Origin of the sequence: Streptococcus zalophi (genome assembly GCF_016481285.1) — a bacterium.
In the GTDB taxonomy this organism is placed as follows: Bacteria; Bacillota; Bacilli; order Lactobacillales; family Streptococcaceae; genus Streptococcus; species Streptococcus zalophi.
In genome coordinates this window covers 19549-35435 of record NZ_JAENBP010000009.1, presented here as the reverse complement: position 1 = coordinate 35435, position 15887 = coordinate 19549, and the positions used below count along the sequence as shown (strand labels likewise).

Here is a 15887-nt window from a genome sequence, read left to right as displayed (position 1 = left end):
ATAAAAAACTTCTTCTCATCCTCTTAAATGAAAAGGCTAAAATAGTTGATAAATCTACAGATGTAGTCTATAATTAATGAACAGAATGTCATAGCTACAAATACCACAACCCTATTGAAGGAGGAGAGTAATGACTAAACATGACGATCACCACCACAAAAATCACGATGATATACCGATGATACATCATAAATATGAGCAAATGAAACATGAGCATATGGAGCACGGACATATGGAACATAAGCATATGGGGCATGAACATATGGAACATGAGCACACGAAACATGGGTATATGGAACATGGGCATATGGGGCACAATCACTCTCACCACATCTTACAGTTTAAACAAAAATTTTGGGTGACTCTGGTGTTAGCCATTCCCGTTATCTTCTTATCCCCTTTTATGGGATACCAGTTGCCTTTTCAGTTTCAATTTGTAGGCTCTGACTGGATCGTCGCACTACTTTCTACCATTATCTATTTTTATGGTGGAGAGCCTTTTTTAACAGGTGGTAGAGATGAAATAAAAGCAAAGACACCAGGAATGATGCTACTTATTGCTATGGGGATTAGTGTTGCCTATCTTTATTCTATCTATGCTTTTTTCATGAACACTTTTGGTCAACAAGGGCATATCATGGACTTCTTCTGGGAATTGGCCAGTCTTGTTGTCATCATGCTTTTGGGGCATTGGATTGAAATGTCTGCCATCTCAAATGCCAGCTCATCACTCCAAAAACTTGCCGCCTTACTGCCTGATGATGTGATTCGACTTACCAATGGCCAAGAAGAAACCATTGCCATAACGGATATTCAACTTGATGATGTACTTATTGTTAAAGCCGGTGCTAAAATACCTGCCGATGGTATTGTTATCGCTGGAGAAAGTCTCATTGAAGAATCGGCTATCACCGGTGAATCAAAAGGAGTTGTTAAAAAAGAAAATGATCCGGTCATTGGTGGAGCAATAAATGGTGATCGTGTTCTCACCATTAGAGTTACCGCTGCTGGAGATGACAGTTTCTTAGCACAAGTCATGACCCTTGTTCGTCAAGCACAAAATGATAAATCACGCTTAGAAATCCTTTCTGACCGTGTGGCGAAATGGCTCTTTTATATTGCAACAAGTGTTGGCTTAATCACCTTTCTCATCTGGTCTCTTCTAACTGACCTACCAACTGCACTGCAATACACAGTGACTGTTTTGATTATTGCCTGTCCACACGCGCTTGGTCTTGCCATTCCCTTAGTCGTTTCTCGATCAACAACACTTGCCGCTCAAAACGGTCTTTTACTCAAAAAAAGAATGGCTTTAGAAACAGCTAGCCATTTAGATGCTATCTTCCTTGATAAAACAGGGACTCTAACCAAAGGTGCCTTTGAAGTTGTTGCAATTGAAGCACTTGAAGAAATGAGTGTGACAGACATTCTCGCTTATACTGGTGCCCTAGAAAAAAATTCAAACCATCCGATTGCCAAAAGTATTATGGCCTACCTCAAGGAACAAAATATCACTAGCTTTTCTACAGATCACACCGATAATTTGTCTGGCAAAGGTATTTCTGGCACAGTTGAAGGAAAATCCGTTAAAATTGTTAACCAAAAAGAACTGGAAAACTTGCAATATCTAGTTCCAAATGATAGCTTAAACACTTATCAAGAACAGGGTTATACCCTTAGTTTTGTGATTATTGATGACAAATTGGTTGGTCTCATTGCCCTTGGAGATACCATCAAACCCGAAGCTCTACCTTTCATTCAATCCTTAAAACAAAGACAAATAACACCAATCATGCTAACAGGAGATAACCAAGAATCTGCCGCTAAAGTCGCTCAGTATCTTGGTATTACCAACTACTTTTCAGAATTACTACCAACAGACAAGGAAAAACAGATTGCAACCTATGTCGCTAAAGGCAAAAAAGCTGCCATGGTTGGCGATGGGATTAACGACGCACCAAGCTTAGCAAGAGCAAGTGTTGGCATCGCTATTGGAGCAGGAACTGATATTGCCATAGATTCTGCAGATGTTGTTTTAACCAACAGCAACCCCGAAGATATCCTTCATTTTGTTGATTTAGCCAAACAAACACACCGCAAAATGATTCAAAATCTATGGTGGGGAGCTGGATACAATCTAATTACCATACCATTAGCAGCTGGCATTTTAGCCCCAATTGGCTTTACCTTAAATCCTGCTATTGGCGCCATTTTAATGTCCTTTTCAACAGTTATTGTGGCCATCAATGCTATGACACTAAAAATCAAAGAGAATTAAAGAAAAGCAGACGTTTAGAAAAAACGTCAGCTTTTTTTATTTTTTAAAGTAAGCCTTGTAATCTGAGACAATGATGGGTGATAATAATAAAATAGCAATCAAGTTTGGCATTGCCATTAAGGCATTCGCAATGTCTGCGATAATCCAGATGATTTCCAGTTCCAAAAAGCCACCAAGTAAAATCATTGCAACAAAAATAATGCGATATGGGAAGATAAATTTAGCACCAAACAAGAAATTGATACAACGTTCACCATAATAACTCCAACCAAGAATGGTGGTAAAGGCAAATAATATCAAACAAATGGTTAATATTGTTGTTCCAATGGGACCAAAATTATCAGAAAAAATCGATTGCGTTAACACAGCGCCATTCAAATCACCCTGCCAAGAACTCGTTACAAGAATAGCAAACCCAGTCAGATGACAAATAATCAAGGTATCAATAAAGGTTCCTGTCATTGAAATAAGCCCCTGCTCAACAGGCTGATTGGATTTAGCGGCCGCAGCAGCAATTGGTGCTGACCCCAAACCCGATTCATTTGAAAAAATCCCTCGAGCAATACCAGACTGCATGGCGATGACCATACTAGCACCCAAAAAACCACCTGTTGCTGCATGTCCTGTGAAAGCAGACTGCCAAATCAACTGAATAGTTGGCAAAATGCGATCAGCATGCATTGCTATAATAATGATGGTTGTCAAGATATAAAAACCTGCCATCAAAGGGACAACTTTTGAAGAAACACTTGAAATAGACCTAATCCCTCCAAAAATGATGAGTCCCGTTAAAATGGCTAATAAGAAAGACGTCCAATAAGAAGGTAATTCAAAGTTATTTTGAACAGCTTCTGTAATCGCATTAACCTGAGTAAAGCTACCAATCCCAAAAAGAGCTGCCAAGACACCACTAAAAGCAAAAAATTGTGCCAGTGGTTTCCACTTGGGACCAATCCCCTTAACAATATAATACATGGGACCACCAGAATAGTCGCCATTACTTTCTTTTTGACGGTATTTGATGGCAAGAAATCCTTCTGCATACTTGGTTGCCATTCCTAAAAACCCTGCCAGTAACATCCAAAATAAAGCACCTGGTCCACCCATTTTAATAGCTGTTGCGACACCCACGATATTGCCCGTTCCAACTGTTGCTGCTAAGGCTGTGCTTAAAGCCGCAAAACTAGAGATTTCTCCACTAGCATCATCATCTTGCGGTTTACCTATGAGGGCTAAAGCCGTTTTTAAGCGAAACAATTGTAGCCATCTTAAACGATAACTAAGGTAGATACCTGTTCCTAACAATAATAGCAACAGAGGTGGTCCCCAAATCAAACTATCTAGGTGTTTCAAAAATGCTAACATCTTTTCTCCTTTTAAATTAAAAGTAATAAACAACACAAAAAGGCAACTAACCAATAGATGCCTTGTTCTTTTTTTCTGAAGTGACTAACGAAAGATACTGCAAAAACATCAGAAAAACCCTGTTTTTCTCCTGATATTCCTTAGTTATACTTAGGTTTTTTCTGTCCTTTTGCCTGAGAGATTGAGCGTTAGCCTTGCCCCTTCGGCGCCTGTTCTAAGATGACAATCATCTCAACAAGTCTCTCCAGAAGTCCATCAGTTTTCAGTCCCACTTACTATAAGCACCTGAGAGTTTAGCTCCTTCGGCGAAAATCATGAATGATTCTCTTCTCCTGAACAACGTCTATTGGATATAATTTTTTTAATCATAACGAAAAAAACAACAAATGTCAAGGGATGCTAAAATGAAACCTGTTACTCGATTGATTATCTTTACTGCCAGAACAAGCAAATGGGCCAAGCTACAAAACTCTCGTCATTTCTTGTCTTACCAACAAAACTATACTATAATAACCCTAAGACTTCCAAGGAGAGTATTTATGATTAAAACCATTGAAATTATCAGTTTATCTAGTGGCATGTTGGGAGAAAACTTTGTTAAGCACGAGCTTGATTTGGGTGTTAAACGCTTGAAACAACTAGGCCTTACCGTTACTTTTTCTAAACACGCTTTAAAAGGGATTGACTTCTTGGACAAGCATCCTGAAAAAAGAGCAGAGGACCTTTTGGCTGCCTTTAAAAATGAAACGGTTGATATGATCTTGTGTGCTATTGGTGGTGACGATACCTATCGTTTGCTACCTCATCTCTTTGAAAAGGATGAATTAAAACAAGTCATTAAGCAGAAACCTTTTCTTGGCTTTTCTGATACCACCATTAACCACTTGATGCTACATCAACTTGGTATCAAAACCTTTTATGGTCAGGCTTTCCTACCGGATGTGGCTGAACTCGACAAGGAAATGCTGCCCTATTCGCAAAAATACTTTAAAGAATTACTTGAAACAAAGACTATTTCTGAGATTAAACCAAGTGAGGTTTGGTACGAAGAGCGCACAGATTTTAGCCCTAAAGCCTTGGGTACTATGCGTCAAAGTCATCCAAATCAAGGCTGGGAGTTACTGCAAGGTGAGAGTGTTTTCTCAGGGAAAATCCTTGGCGGTTGCCTAGAATCCCTCTATGGTTTATTTGATGGGACACGACACAACGATTCACCAATCTTGGCTAAAAAGTATCAGCTCTTCCCAAATCTCTCTGATTGGCAAGAGAGAATTCTCCTGCTTGAAACCAGCGAAGAAAAACCAAGTCCAAAACTCTTTCAAAAAATGCTTGAAACTCTCAAAGAAATAGGCATCTTTTCTGTTGTAAATGGCATTCTAGTTGGTAAACCAATGGATGAAACTTACTATGAAGAGTATAAACAAATATTAGTTGACGTGATTGACAATCCTTCTCTGCCAATTCTTTATAACCTTAATGTTGGGCATGCCACACCACGTGCCATTGTTCCTTTTGGAATAGTTGCAAATGTCGATGCTAAAGAGCAGGTGATTCGATTTAAAAACGAAAATCAATAACTAAACCCTATTTTTAAAATAACACTAGGACAATATGTTGATAATACAAACACAAATATATGGAGGCGTCAAAAATGACAGACAATATCAAAAACTACTGGAAAACATTCTGTACAGAAAAAAATATTCCGATAGACACTCCCTATGAGGCATGGGCTTTTGGCAACACGAAAGAAATGGCTGATGACTTGGCTAATTTAGTGGATAAAAAAATAAAAACAGCGACAACCTCTGCCTATGAACTCTATGAAAACGATGATCCTCTGCCAAAGGCGGGAGAGTATAATATCATTTTAAACGGCTCAAACGAGCCAGTCTGTGTCACTCAAACAAAACTGGTTTATGTTATGCCTTATTATTTAATATCTCCAGAACATGCATGGCATGAAGGAGAAGGTGACAGAAGCTATGACTATTGGCGAAAAGTTCATGACCGCTTTTTTGAAAAAGAATATCAAAGATTGGGGAAAACCTTTTATGAACAAGCACCAATGCTCTGTGAAGTCTTTGAAAAAGTGTCTTAGAAACTCAGTTAATCAAACAATCACACAGATTATAAAATAAAAATGAATCCATTATTTGAAAACAGCAATTTTAAAAATTGTTGTTTTTATTATTTTCACCACTTTTCAGAAAATACTTGAAGCCATGGAAGATAGTAAAAATATAAGATGATGTAACTTAAATCCGTTATTTATATTTTTATATATATTCTTTATTTTAGTATATATAATAAATTAATAGGGTTATATGCTATATTTTTGACTATTTATTATTATTTTGATAAACTAATCTTACCATTAAGAAAGGAAGGAAACTAAATGAAGAAAAAACTGATTTATGGTTTAACGACAGGTGCAGTCTTAGTAGCAGCCTTGGCATTCCTCGGTTTAAATTATGCGACTAATGCTGATGATAGTGTCACAAATGACACTACTGAAGTTGCAGTAACTACAACCAATGATAATGTTGAGACATCTGTATTTGTTACAGATGGTAAAGTTGGAACAACAGCAGCCAAAAATGAATTTTCTGGAAACCTAGGATCATTTGAAGCTGAGATCACTGGAAGCAAAGAAAGACAATTTACTATCAGAAGTATTATTGAAGATTATATCCGTTTTCCTGAATTCAATGATGTAGATAGCTTAGATGACAGCTATTTAACAACTGAAGATGAATTAATACAAGCTTTACCACCTTTTGAAATAGACGACGGTGAAGAATTTAATTATCACGGCGGATATTCTATTTATCCACCAGAAAATCAAGCCATTAACCCCTCACCAGAATTTCCTGAAGATGCTTTAACAATTAAAGAAGCCAAACAACTTTTAAATGATTACAAAGCATCAATTGGTGTTGAATAATTGAATAACCGATCAATCCCAACTCAATTGCGTTGGGATTTTTATTGTTTTAAAAAATCGTGAGCAATCACTATGTCATCTCAAAAAAATTTTTCAACTAGGAAAATCTCTTAAAAGACCGTCAAATCTGGGTTTTCCTCTATTAATAGACATTGTTTTTTTAATAAAATAACGAAAAATAATATTTTTTTATCAAAAAACGATAAAAAAGTGTTGCATTTCAAAAAAATTGTGCTATACTATATTTATCGAAAAACAATAAATATATTTCGATAAAGAGATAAGAAGAGCTCACCTTATGTCTAATTTAAAAAAATTATTGAAATAGAGGAATAAAAAATGAAAACTACTAAACTCACTGCCCTTGTTAAAGGATTCATCACATTAGCTGCTACTATTGCCATCGTCATTCTCAGCATTATCAGTATTGCCTCCCTTGTCCTACTGTTTGGACAAGTTGATCTCACACAACTGTTACCTGCAGGCGTTGAAACCACTTTCTCAGCTCAAAATGCTTGGGGTGGTCCTAATGCTTATGTTCTTACCCTTGTGGCTGGTAATACTCTCATGACTTATGGACTTATCAAACTCAAACAATTCATCACTTCTTTCAACCCAAGTGAGTTAATCTCAGAAAAAACAGCATTATTCTTGCAAAAAGGCGCTCTTTTGATGGCTGTTGTTGGCCTTATTCAAGGCATTACTGAATTTACTGCTAATCCTAATCACATCATCGTCAATCTTGGTATTGCTGTTTGGTTATTGATAGCTAGCAAAGTGATTACTTACATCAAAAACCATACCAAACAACAAGCCTAATTTATACCACAAAACACTAGAAAAGAGGACACCATAGTGACTAAAGAAAACACCTACTTAAGATATATCCTTGGTTTTATCAATATCTTACTCATCATACTAGCCATCTCACTTGTTTTTGCCACAATCTTTTTTGCCCTTGGCATTACAAATATTGATCTTTTTAACAATGCTGATATGAGTTTTACGATGTCTTTAAAAGACGCTAGTCCTTTAGCCACTCTCTTAAATCTAGCCAATAGCTATATTATTCTCTTTGTCCTTTATTGTGTTCGACAATTTTTCAAAAATATTATAGCCGATGAGATTTTTGTTAAACAAAATGTTCTCTTGTCAAAACGTGTTGCACTCCTTTTAGCTATCGCATCGTTCTTTGGAAATGGTATTTTCCAATTCCAAGATTACTCCTTTTTCAATCCTACTTATATTATCACCGCTCTTGTTGTTTGGACACTTTCAAAAATATTAGAAAAAGCCAATGACATCGCAGCCGAAAATGAATTTACTATCTAGAAAGGAGTAAACGATGATTGTTGTTAATCTAGACGTTGAACTTGCCAAAAAGAAAATGCGCTCAGGAGATCTGGCAGAACGCATTGGTATTACTCCTGCCAACCTGTCCATTTTAAAAACGGGTAAGGCAAAAGCCATCCGTTTTTCAACCTTAGAAGCCATCTGTAAGGAATTAGACTGCCAACCTGGTGATATTCTTGAATACGTGCCAGACGAATGATAAGAACCAATCGCTAAAATACTGGAACAACAACGCTACATTTTGATGGTTATTATGAACGTCTAACCCAGAGATTAAGTAAACTATGATAGGCTGATTCATCAGCCTTTTTGTAGCTCTGCTTTTTTGTATAGACACTGAAATCATAATATCGTGTCTCTATATCATGTCCATTTTTTGTCCCAAACCTTTTTTGCTAGACCGTATCAATTGTAATAACTGTCTATTCACGTTATAATGGATTTATCAAAGAAAGTGGAGGGCCCTTATGTTAAAACAACTATTAAAAGCCACACAAGTTACTAAAAGCTCTGGATTATTTTTAGGCGGTGTTCTTTTTGGAACAGTCGGTTTAAAATTATTATCTAGTAAAAACGCGAAATCTAAGTATGCTAAAGTGATTGCGAAATCATACCAAGTTAAAGACGAACTAGATTCAAGTCTTTCAGTGGTCAAACAACACACAGATGATGTTTTAGCCGATGCTAGAGAAATCTATGAATCTGAAAAACAAAAAGAATTGGCATTGAGTGCCAAAGAATTAGAACTCGACCAACCAAGCGCGACAGAAAACTGATAGTAGCAAATGACATTTAAAATATTGCATCAAAACAATAGTCGAATAAGGGTGAAATGCCCTTTTCTTTGTAGTTATGCTGTTAGAGACTATCTCAAAGAATTGGCTCATCAAAATGAAGCCATTAAGATGGTTCATTTTTATCAAGACGAAAAAACCATAGCCATCACTGTGAACGAAGGCTATGCTCTTTCGTCTGCTCTTTTTTATCTAAAAAGCATTGATCAAAAACAGCTCAAAATAGCTTTAGAAAAACCCTATCAAAAAGAAGAGACACCTTATCAAATCGTCTCAAAAGAACTTCTGCAATTTGCAGCAAGACGCTTATTTTTACCAATGCCGCTTCAATATGGTTATACGATTTACCAAGCCACTCGCTACATTAAAGAAGCCTTAAATCATTTAACCAAAAAAGAATTGACGATGGAAGTGCTTGATGGTGCTGCTATTTCGACCTCTATTCTCATGGGGCAATTTAAAACAGCCGGATCTATCATGTTTATCATGGGCTTGGGTGATCAATTAAATGATTGGTCCAATAAAAAGTCCATTGAAGATTTAGAAAATAGTTTAAATAATCGTGAACAGATGGTCTGGGTTTTAGAGGACAACCAACAAAAAGTCGAAAAACACAGCAAAGACATCAAGGAAAATGACATTGTCATTATTTCTGCTGGTAACGAATTATTGTTTGATGGTATCGTCACAGCTGGAAGTGGTATGGTCAATGAGAGTTCTCTCAATGGCGAATTTTTCCCCGTTTTTAAAACAAATGAAGATACTGTTTATTCAAACACTATTTTGGAATCTGGTGAACTTTATATCAAAGTCACTAATGCCACACTCAATTATCGTCTGCATGAACTAATGCGACTGATGAGGCAATCAGAAACAAAAAAAGGGAGTGAACAGCGAAAATTTATCAAATTGGCTGACCGTCTGGTCAAATACAATTTTTTAGGCGTCTTTCTCACCTATTTCTTGACAGGTTCCTTCCAAAAAGCCTTGTCTTTCCTACTGGTTGACTTCTCCTGTGCGTTAAAACTGTCAATTCCTGTTTCTTACCTGTCAGCCATTAAAGAGGCTGTTGATCATGACATTATCATTAAAAGTATGGACGTGGTGGAAAACTATAATGACATTGATTTGTTTGTTTTTGATAAAACAGGCACATTGACCGTCTCTGACCCTAAGGTCTTTAAAGTCATTCCTTTCCATCATTATTCTACCGAAAATGTTATCAGAATTGGCGCGTGTTTAGAAGAGCATATTCACCATCCACTTGCTACTGCCGTAGTCCAAAAAGCTGAAGAGCAGCATATTATCCATGAAGAAATGCACGGACAACTAAAACACATTGCTTCACGCGGTATCTTATCAACCATTGACGACAAGCAAGTAGCAATTGGTAGTTATCAACTAATGACTGAACAAGCGATCAAAATCACATCAGAACAAGAAGAGTTGATTGCTTCCTACCAAAAACAATACAACCTTCTCTATCTTGGATATGATGGGCAGTTAATTGGTATTTTCTTAATTGACACCCCATTAAGAGAGGGTGCAAAAGAGGTGATTGCTTACCTGCAACGTCAAGGCAAGGAAGTAGCACTCCTTACAGGAGATACTGTAGAGAGAACCCAAAATCTTATCGGGGATATCACTTTCCAATACATTAAAACCAATGTTACTCCCGAAGATAAATACGATTTTGTCAAAAAACAAATGACGATGGGTAAAAAAGTGATGATGATTGGCGATGGGTTAAATGACTCTGCTGCCATCTCACTAGCAACCATTGGTGCTGTCATGCATGATGCAGCTGATATTAGCAAACAAACCAGTGATTTAGTCCTAGCAAGCAATAAATTAGACAGCCTCTTAGACCTTGAAAATATTACTAGAGAGCTTGAAATAAGAGTTTCAAAAAATGTTAAAGAAACCATCACCATTAACAGTAGCTTAATTTTGCTAGGTGTCTTTAACCTTATCTCACCAAGTCTTCTATCCATTCTTCACAATTTAACCACTACAACGATTATCCTAAAAAGTATGAGTGGTTTCAAAAATAATGGCTAAAAACTAGCTTGTCTCTGAAAAATCTTTACAGATCTGTAAAGGTTTTATTTGTTGTCAAAAGTAAGACTCTTGACACGATTGATTATTTTTCACTAGAGTGTTATAGTATAGATGATTATTAGACGACGATTAAGAGAGCAAAAACTTTTAATGACTCTCATTTAACAAAGGGGGAAAGATTATTGTCAAGTAAAGAAGTTGGACATCAATTTTTAGCACGTTTGGGGAAAAAACGATTGCGTCCTGGAGGGATTACAGCAACCAACTGGTTAATTGAAAAAGGTCACTTTTCAAGTAAAAGTAAGGTTCTTGAAGTGGCTTGCAATCGAGGAACAACAGCCATCGACTTGGCACAACAATTTCATTGCCACATCACTGGTGTTGACATGGATAAAAAAGCTTTAAAAGAAGCAAAAGAAAATGTTCAAAAAGCACAGTTAGAAGATTATATTACACTCATGCAAGCTAATGCGATGAAATTGCCTTTTGAAGATAATAGTTTTGACGTTGTGATCAATGAAGCCATGTTAACCATGTTAAACAATCAGGCTAAAAGTAAGGCACTTAAAGAATACCATCGTGTCTTAAAACCAGGTGGTGTCTTACTAACTCATGATGTTTCCTATGAAGACCCTAAAACTCAAGCTATCCTCAATCAACTCAGTCAAACCATCAACGTCCACGTCACACCATTGCAATTAGATGACTGGCGACGCCTTATTCTAGATGCAGGTTTCTCAAAATCTGACTATACTCACGGGAAAATGACTCTCATGTCACCGTTTGGAATGATTAAAGACGAAGGACTTGTGGATAGTGTTAAAATTGTCTCTCGTGGTTTGAAAAAAGAAAACAGAGAGCAATTTCTCAACATGAGACGATTTTTCAGTAAAACCGGGAAAAACCTCTGCTATATTGCTGTTGCAAGTATCAAGTAACAAAGGAGAATAACATGTCATACATTGAAAAAATTGAAATGAGTAAAGTGCTAGACTTAAAAAATGAAGTCCCTATCGAAGAAGAGCAAATGCTCAGCAAAACCCTCGTCCAGCGAAAAGATTTAGGAATGACTCTTTTTTCTCTTGACAAGGGACAAGAAATTGGTCGCCACAGCTCTCCTGGAGATGCTATGGTCAATATACTAACTGGTGAAGCACTTATTACCATTGGTGAAGAAAACTTTAGCGTGTCTGCTGGTGAAACCATTATCATGCCAGCCAATATACCACACAGTTTATTTGCCAAAGAAGCCTTTCAAATGTTGCTGATTGTTGTCAAACCGGAGGCTTAAAATGATTCCAAATCTTTTAGAAGCCATTAACTATCATGACCATCAAATTGCTAGTCGTCTTCTCAGTCAAAAACTAGACATCAAAGAAAAGCTTGTTTTGTATGCAATGGCAAAAGGAGAAACCATTAGTAGTGAATCAAGTCCCAAGACCAAACTCATCATCGTTCTTGAAGGAAAATTAGTGTTAACCAATAAAAAAGAAAGTCAAACACTAGAAGCAAATGGTCTTGTTTCTATCCCTACTAACCAAAACCACCACTTTAAAGCAGATGAAAATACTAAATTTTTACAATTAGAATTAGCAAGTGACAACTAACACTAACAAAAAAGCATCTTTCTTAAGAAAGATGCTTTTTATTTTATGTTAAGCTCTTGTGTAAGCTCTATTTTTTTTCTTAATCGCACTAATCAGTAAGACCATCAAAATAATTCCTAAGAGGGAAGTAATGATACCACCTTCAAAACCAAAGCTTCCTCCTGAGATGAAATCCATCCCTTTAACTGGTGTAGCCGTGAAAATACTTTCTTTAATCGGATTTCCTGACACTAGTGAGCCATAGATGATGCCTTGTGAAAAATTCCAAACAGCATGTGCTGCTCCTACCAACCAAAAACTTTCTGTCAAGTAGTAGATTAATGAAAAAACAAGACTAGCTAGGAAAAGATTGACGATAGGCATAAAACCAATACCAGGATTTAGAGCATGAATGAGAGTAAAGAAGACAGAACTTAGTAAAATTCCTTTGACCATCCCTAACTGTTTGCCAAAATGAGGCATCAAGTAAGATCTATAAACCAATTCTTCTAATGGCCCTTGAAAACCAAACATTACTATCGCAAGAATAATGGTTGGAATAGACCCAAAGCGAAAATTAAAGCTCATATTAACAGCACCTAGTACAACAAGAACTAAGGCAACCACTGAAATGGCTCCAAAGCCATATAACAAACCTTTTGAGATATCTTTTGAAGCATTTTTAGTAAAACCTAAATCCTTCGTTTTTATTTTAGCTACTGCTAATAGGACAAATAGTGTTGCAAAAAATGTTAGTGCCATTTGAACAACTGATGCCAATGTAATCAACTGACCTTCTTGTGAAGACAATACTAGCCCTACAATCATTTGAATCACACCTGGTATAGCAACAGAGACCACTAATACCATTAAAATGGGTATCCAAATTAGTTTTTTTGCACCATCAGCCTTAATCGCATTTATTTTACTGTGAAACATATGTTTCCTCCTTTTTATCATTATGTCATTTAATAAAATGACAAGCATTAGTTGCAAATCTTAAATATCTTTTTTTCTAATTCTATATAAAATAACCGCAATCCAAATAGAGATGAGAGATGGTAGGACCATAATCATCATTTGAGTCGGATTCGTCACATCAATTTTAGCCACTTGATCAGCTGCCTCCCCTTTAAATAAAGAATCAAAGGTGATTTGATAAACAGTAATATAAATCAATGCCCACTGAATAATATATTCTGATAGAACGATAACACTCATCGGTATTTTCAATTTAGGAATTAACCAAACACCAATCCAATATAAAATAATGCCCGAGATAATCGCGATACTTAAAATCAAAATGAATAAGGAAGCCACATCACTCAAAACAACACTTAACAAGGGCGTTAAAGATGCCAATAAATGGAGTACTACAAAATTAATTATCCCGATGGTTAGTGCCACAACAATGAGAAGAAAGGCTTTTGGGATATCCATTCGTCTTTCTTTGGGTAGTCTCGTTAAAAATCCAATGCCTACAATTAGTGCTAAAAATATGACATATATAATCATTTCATCACCCTTTCTTTGCTATTAGTTTAATAAGCCAAGTTCATGAAGAATGATTTCGACATCGCTTCTTTTACTTCTGTCTTTAAGGGCTTGTTTAACAGGTTTGACATGGTCAGTAATAATCCCATCAACGTCTGAATTGACAAACTCATCAATCGACTCTGGTGTGTTAACCGTCCAGACAATGACTTTTTTACCATTTTCTTTTATGGCAGCCACATGGTCATCAGTGGCTTCTCTTTCTTCCATAATCAGATAGTCTCCTTTTAAATCTTTCAGGTTTCCGATATTAAAGAAGTAGAGATAACCCGTTTCAATTTCTGGGTACTTGCTTTCAGTGTATTCGATAATGTCATAATCAAGAGATAAGATAACCGCCTTATCACCAAGATTGTTTTCTTTGATTTGTTTCACCACATCATCAACCATTTGATGATCGGCACTAGCTCCTTTTAATTCAATAAATAATCCAATATTATCTTTTGAAGCAGCAATCAATTCTTCCAATGTTGGCACCTTGGCAGTTGGAGCATTTTCTTCAAATTCATTGGTTAAATCTAGCGATTTAATCTCAGCTAGCGTCATTTCCATCGGTGTTTTATCAACACCTGCAATACGAGCATAATTTTTATCATGATTAAGGACATAGTAACCATCTTTGGTTCTTTGAACATCGATTTCAGTCCATTCTGTCCCTTCAGCAATCGCACTTTCTATTCCCTCAATCGAATTTTCAACGCCCAAGTCACCACCACCTCTATGAGCAATGACATCAATATGAGGATTGATTTTAAAAATCTCGTTGAAAAATAAGGTAAACATAACAGAAGCTAGTAAGATAACAAGGGCTGTTCCTGACATAAAGACTTTAAAGGCATAACGTTGTAAGAAACCTAGTTTGACAGGTTTACCTGAGGTTTCTAGTAACTTAGCCATCATCGGCGTCAAGATTACTTTATGACCATCTTCTTCGTTAAATTGATAGAACAAATCTGTCAACGTATGAATGAAAAATGGGAGAACAACAGCAGTCACCATAAAGACGATAAAGGCTACTGATAAAAGGAGTAACCAGTTAAAGAAACGATAGAGTTCTGTGCTAACATTTTGTAACGCTAAGAGAACTAATAATCCTGCTCCGACAATCAAAGCGCCAATGAGTGAAATGGCTAAGAGAAAGCCAAAAAACTTTACCATTCTCTTAAGAAATGCTTTCCAGTGGCCTAAGAATAACTGTCTAGCTTTTTTTAAGGCACCAAAAATATTATCTCCTGTGAGAGTAATATAATGAAAGGCGAAGATATGTAAAATCGTAATGAGTGTAATAACGATAACAACAGCAGTATAAAGAGCGAGATAAAGCGGTTTGCTGTAAATCACTGAAGTGACAAAATTAGGAATTTTAATATTCCCGATAGAAGAAACTCCCATTCCTGCGCCTGCTATAGGAACTAAAATCGTCAAGTAGAAAGCCACAAATAATCCGGCAGGATTCAGTAAATTTCTTATCGATTGTAAGCCAATCTTTAGTAGTTGAGTGCTCTTGATGTAGCCTTCTTTTTCTCTTTGTATAGTACTGAGAGCAATAAATGAGCTGACGTCAATCCCTATAATACTCACAAAGAGAATTAAACTAAGAATTAACATCCCTACACCTTGTAGACTAAAGACAAAACTCAAATAATCCCCACTTGAGAGATTATCTCTACCGCTAGATGCGATTAAAAGATTGAGTAAAAAAGTGTAAAGTGGCAGAATAATAACAGATAAAGCGAGCTTCGTCACAATCTGATACTTGAGATAAACCCAAAAATTGTCGCGATTTTTTGTCATGAATGATATCATAGTATTTTCCTTCTCTTTTTAATTAAGTTTTGTAAGATTAGTTATCGTAGGACTTCTATTACAATGCTGGCTGGTTCACAACCGATTAACATCGCCTCCTTGTGATTAAAGATAGTTCAACTGCTATATTAAAAGGGTGTGTT

General features: G+C 36.4%; 16 protein-coding genes and 1 riboswitch. Of the genes, 12 read left to right on the top strand and 4 right to left on the bottom strand.

All coding sequences use genetic code 11. The features are described from left to right. Window positions 1-130 precede the first annotated feature (130 nt). The gene (locus tag JHK64_RS06650; RefSeq protein ID WP_425507308.1) at window positions 131-2278 is read left to right on the top strand and encodes a heavy metal translocating P-type ATPase; all 2148 of its coding nucleotides are present in this window, start codon (window positions 131-133) and stop codon (window positions 2276-2278) included. Between the two features lie 36 nt (window positions 2279-2314). Here the strand turns inward: JHK64_RS06650 and JHK64_RS06645 are convergent, their stop codons facing one another. Continuing rightward, window positions 2315-3643, bottom strand: coding sequence for an alanine/glycine:cation symporter family protein (locus tag JHK64_RS06645; RefSeq protein WP_199568213.1), 1329 nt, complete (start codon window positions 3641-3643; stop codon window positions 2315-2317). A gap of 151 nt (window positions 3644-3794) precedes the next feature. Then, window positions 3795-3901: riboswitch (glycine riboswitch) on the bottom strand. A 281-nt stretch (window positions 3902-4182) separates the two neighbouring features. Between JHK64_RS06645 and JHK64_RS06640 the strand changes: the two genes are divergently transcribed. From JHK64_RS06640 to JHK64_RS06590, 11 genes are all read left to right on the top strand, one after another. Next, complete coding sequence (locus JHK64_RS06640) at window positions 4183-5220, top strand: S66 family peptidase (RefSeq protein WP_199568234.1); 1038 nt, start codon at window positions 4183-4185, stop codon at window positions 5218-5220. A gap of 74 nt (window positions 5221-5294) precedes the next feature. Continuing rightward, window positions 5295-5744: an ASCH domain-containing protein gene (locus JHK64_RS06635; protein WP_199568212.1), complete on the top strand. Its 450-nt coding sequence runs from the start codon at window positions 5295-5297 to the stop codon at window positions 5742-5744. 297 nt (window positions 5745-6041) lie between these two features. After that, window positions 6042-6590, top strand: coding sequence for a hypothetical protein (locus JHK64_RS06630; RefSeq protein WP_199568211.1), 549 nt, complete (start codon window positions 6042-6044; stop codon window positions 6588-6590). Between the two features lie 339 nt (window positions 6591-6929). Next, complete coding sequence (locus JHK64_RS06625) at window positions 6930-7409, top strand: hypothetical protein (RefSeq protein ID WP_199568210.1); 480 nt, start codon at window positions 6930-6932, stop codon at window positions 7407-7409. Window positions 7410-7445: 36 nt separating this feature from the next. Then, entirely contained in the window at window positions 7446-7922 is a 477-nt protein-coding gene (locus JHK64_RS06620; RefSeq protein WP_199568209.1) for a DUF2975 domain-containing protein, read from the top strand. A gap of 13 nt (window positions 7923-7935) precedes the next feature. Further along, window positions 7936-8142 (top strand): helix-turn-helix domain-containing protein, encoded by a 207-nt coding sequence (locus JHK64_RS06615; protein WP_018370397.1) that lies wholly within the window; start codon window positions 7936-7938, stop codon window positions 8140-8142. A gap of 268 nt (window positions 8143-8410) precedes the next feature. Then, window positions 8411-8719 (top strand): DUF6110 family protein, encoded by a 309-nt coding sequence (locus JHK64_RS06610; protein ID WP_199568208.1) that lies wholly within the window; start codon window positions 8411-8413, stop codon window positions 8717-8719. A 9-nt stretch (window positions 8720-8728) separates the two neighbouring features. Beyond that, a complete protein-coding gene (locus tag JHK64_RS06605; protein ID WP_213086841.1) occupies window positions 8729-10798 on the top strand; it encodes a heavy metal translocating P-type ATPase in 2070 nt (689 codons plus the stop codon). 182 nt (window positions 10799-10980) lie between these two features. Then, the gene (locus tag JHK64_RS06600) at window positions 10981-11736 is read left to right on the top strand and encodes a class I SAM-dependent methyltransferase (protein ID WP_199568207.1); all 756 of its coding nucleotides are present in this window, start codon (window positions 10981-10983) and stop codon (window positions 11734-11736) included. A 14-nt stretch (window positions 11737-11750) separates the two neighbouring features. Beyond that, window positions 11751-12089 (top strand): cupin domain-containing protein, encoded by a 339-nt coding sequence (locus JHK64_RS06595; protein ID WP_199568206.1) that lies wholly within the window; start codon window positions 11751-11753, stop codon window positions 12087-12089. Window position 12090: 1 nt separating this feature from the next. Next, window positions 12091-12405, top strand: a complete 315-nt coding sequence (locus JHK64_RS06590; RefSeq protein ID WP_199568205.1) for a cupin domain-containing protein — start codon at window positions 12091-12093, stop codon at window positions 12403-12405. A gap of 48 nt (window positions 12406-12453) precedes the next feature. Here the strand turns inward: JHK64_RS06590 and JHK64_RS06585 are convergent, their stop codons facing one another. From JHK64_RS06585 to JHK64_RS06575, 3 genes are read right to left on the bottom strand one after another with little or no spacing between them, the layout of a single operon-like run. Continuing rightward, a complete protein-coding gene (locus JHK64_RS06585) occupies window positions 12454-13323 on the bottom strand; it encodes a CPBP family intramembrane glutamic endopeptidase (RefSeq protein WP_199568204.1) in 870 nt (289 codons plus the stop codon). Between the two features lie 60 nt (window positions 13324-13383). Further along, a complete protein-coding gene (locus tag JHK64_RS06580) occupies window positions 13384-13899 on the bottom strand; it encodes an SA1002 family membrane protein (protein WP_199568203.1) in 516 nt (171 codons plus the stop codon). Between the two features lie 21 nt (window positions 13900-13920). Then, window positions 13921-15744 carry a glycerophosphodiester phosphodiesterase family protein gene (locus JHK64_RS06575; protein WP_199568202.1) on the bottom strand — a complete coding sequence of 608 codons (1824 nt, stop codon included), beginning with the start codon at window positions 15742-15744 and terminating at the stop codon, window positions 13921-13923. Window positions 15745-15887: the final 143 nt, after the last annotated feature.

Coding starts and splice junctions, on each gene's coding strand:
- JHK64_RS06650 (WP_425507308.1), top strand. CDS start 131: ATGACTAAACATGACGATCACCACCACAAAAATCACGATGATATACCG.
- JHK64_RS06645 (WP_199568213.1), bottom strand. CDS start 3,643: ATGTTAGCATTTTTGAAACACCTAGATAGTTTGATTTGGGGACCACCT.
- JHK64_RS06640 (WP_199568234.1), top strand. CDS start 4,183: ATGATTAAAACCATTGAAATTATCAGTTTATCTAGTGGCATGTTGGGA.
- JHK64_RS06635 (WP_199568212.1), top strand. CDS start 5,295: ATGACAGACAATATCAAAAACTACTGGAAAACATTCTGTACAGAAAAA.
- JHK64_RS06630 (WP_199568211.1), top strand. CDS start 6,042: ATGAAGAAAAAACTGATTTATGGTTTAACGACAGGTGCAGTCTTAGTA.
- JHK64_RS06625 (WP_199568210.1), top strand. CDS start 6,930: ATGAAAACTACTAAACTCACTGCCCTTGTTAAAGGATTCATCACATTA.
- JHK64_RS06615 (WP_018370397.1), top strand. CDS start 7,936: ATGATTGTTGTTAATCTAGACGTTGAACTTGCCAAAAAGAAAATGCGC.
- JHK64_RS06610 (WP_199568208.1), top strand. CDS start 8,411: ATGTTAAAACAACTATTAAAAGCCACACAAGTTACTAAAAGCTCTGGA.
- JHK64_RS06605 (WP_213086841.1), top strand. CDS start 8,729: ATGACATTTAAAATATTGCATCAAAACAATAGTCGAATAAGGGTGAAA.
- JHK64_RS06595 (WP_199568206.1), top strand. CDS start 11,751: ATGTCATACATTGAAAAAATTGAAATGAGTAAAGTGCTAGACTTAAAA.
- JHK64_RS06590 (WP_199568205.1), top strand. CDS start 12,091: ATGATTCCAAATCTTTTAGAAGCCATTAACTATCATGACCATCAAATT.
- JHK64_RS06585 (WP_199568204.1), bottom strand. CDS start 13,323: ATGTTTCACAGTAAAATAAATGCGATTAAGGCTGATGGTGCAAAAAAA.
- JHK64_RS06580 (WP_199568203.1), bottom strand. CDS start 13,899: ATGATTATATATGTCATATTTTTAGCACTAATTGTAGGCATTGGATTT.
- JHK64_RS06575 (WP_199568202.1), bottom strand. CDS start 15,744: ATGATATCATTCATGACAAAAAATCGCGACAATTTTTGGGTTTATCTC.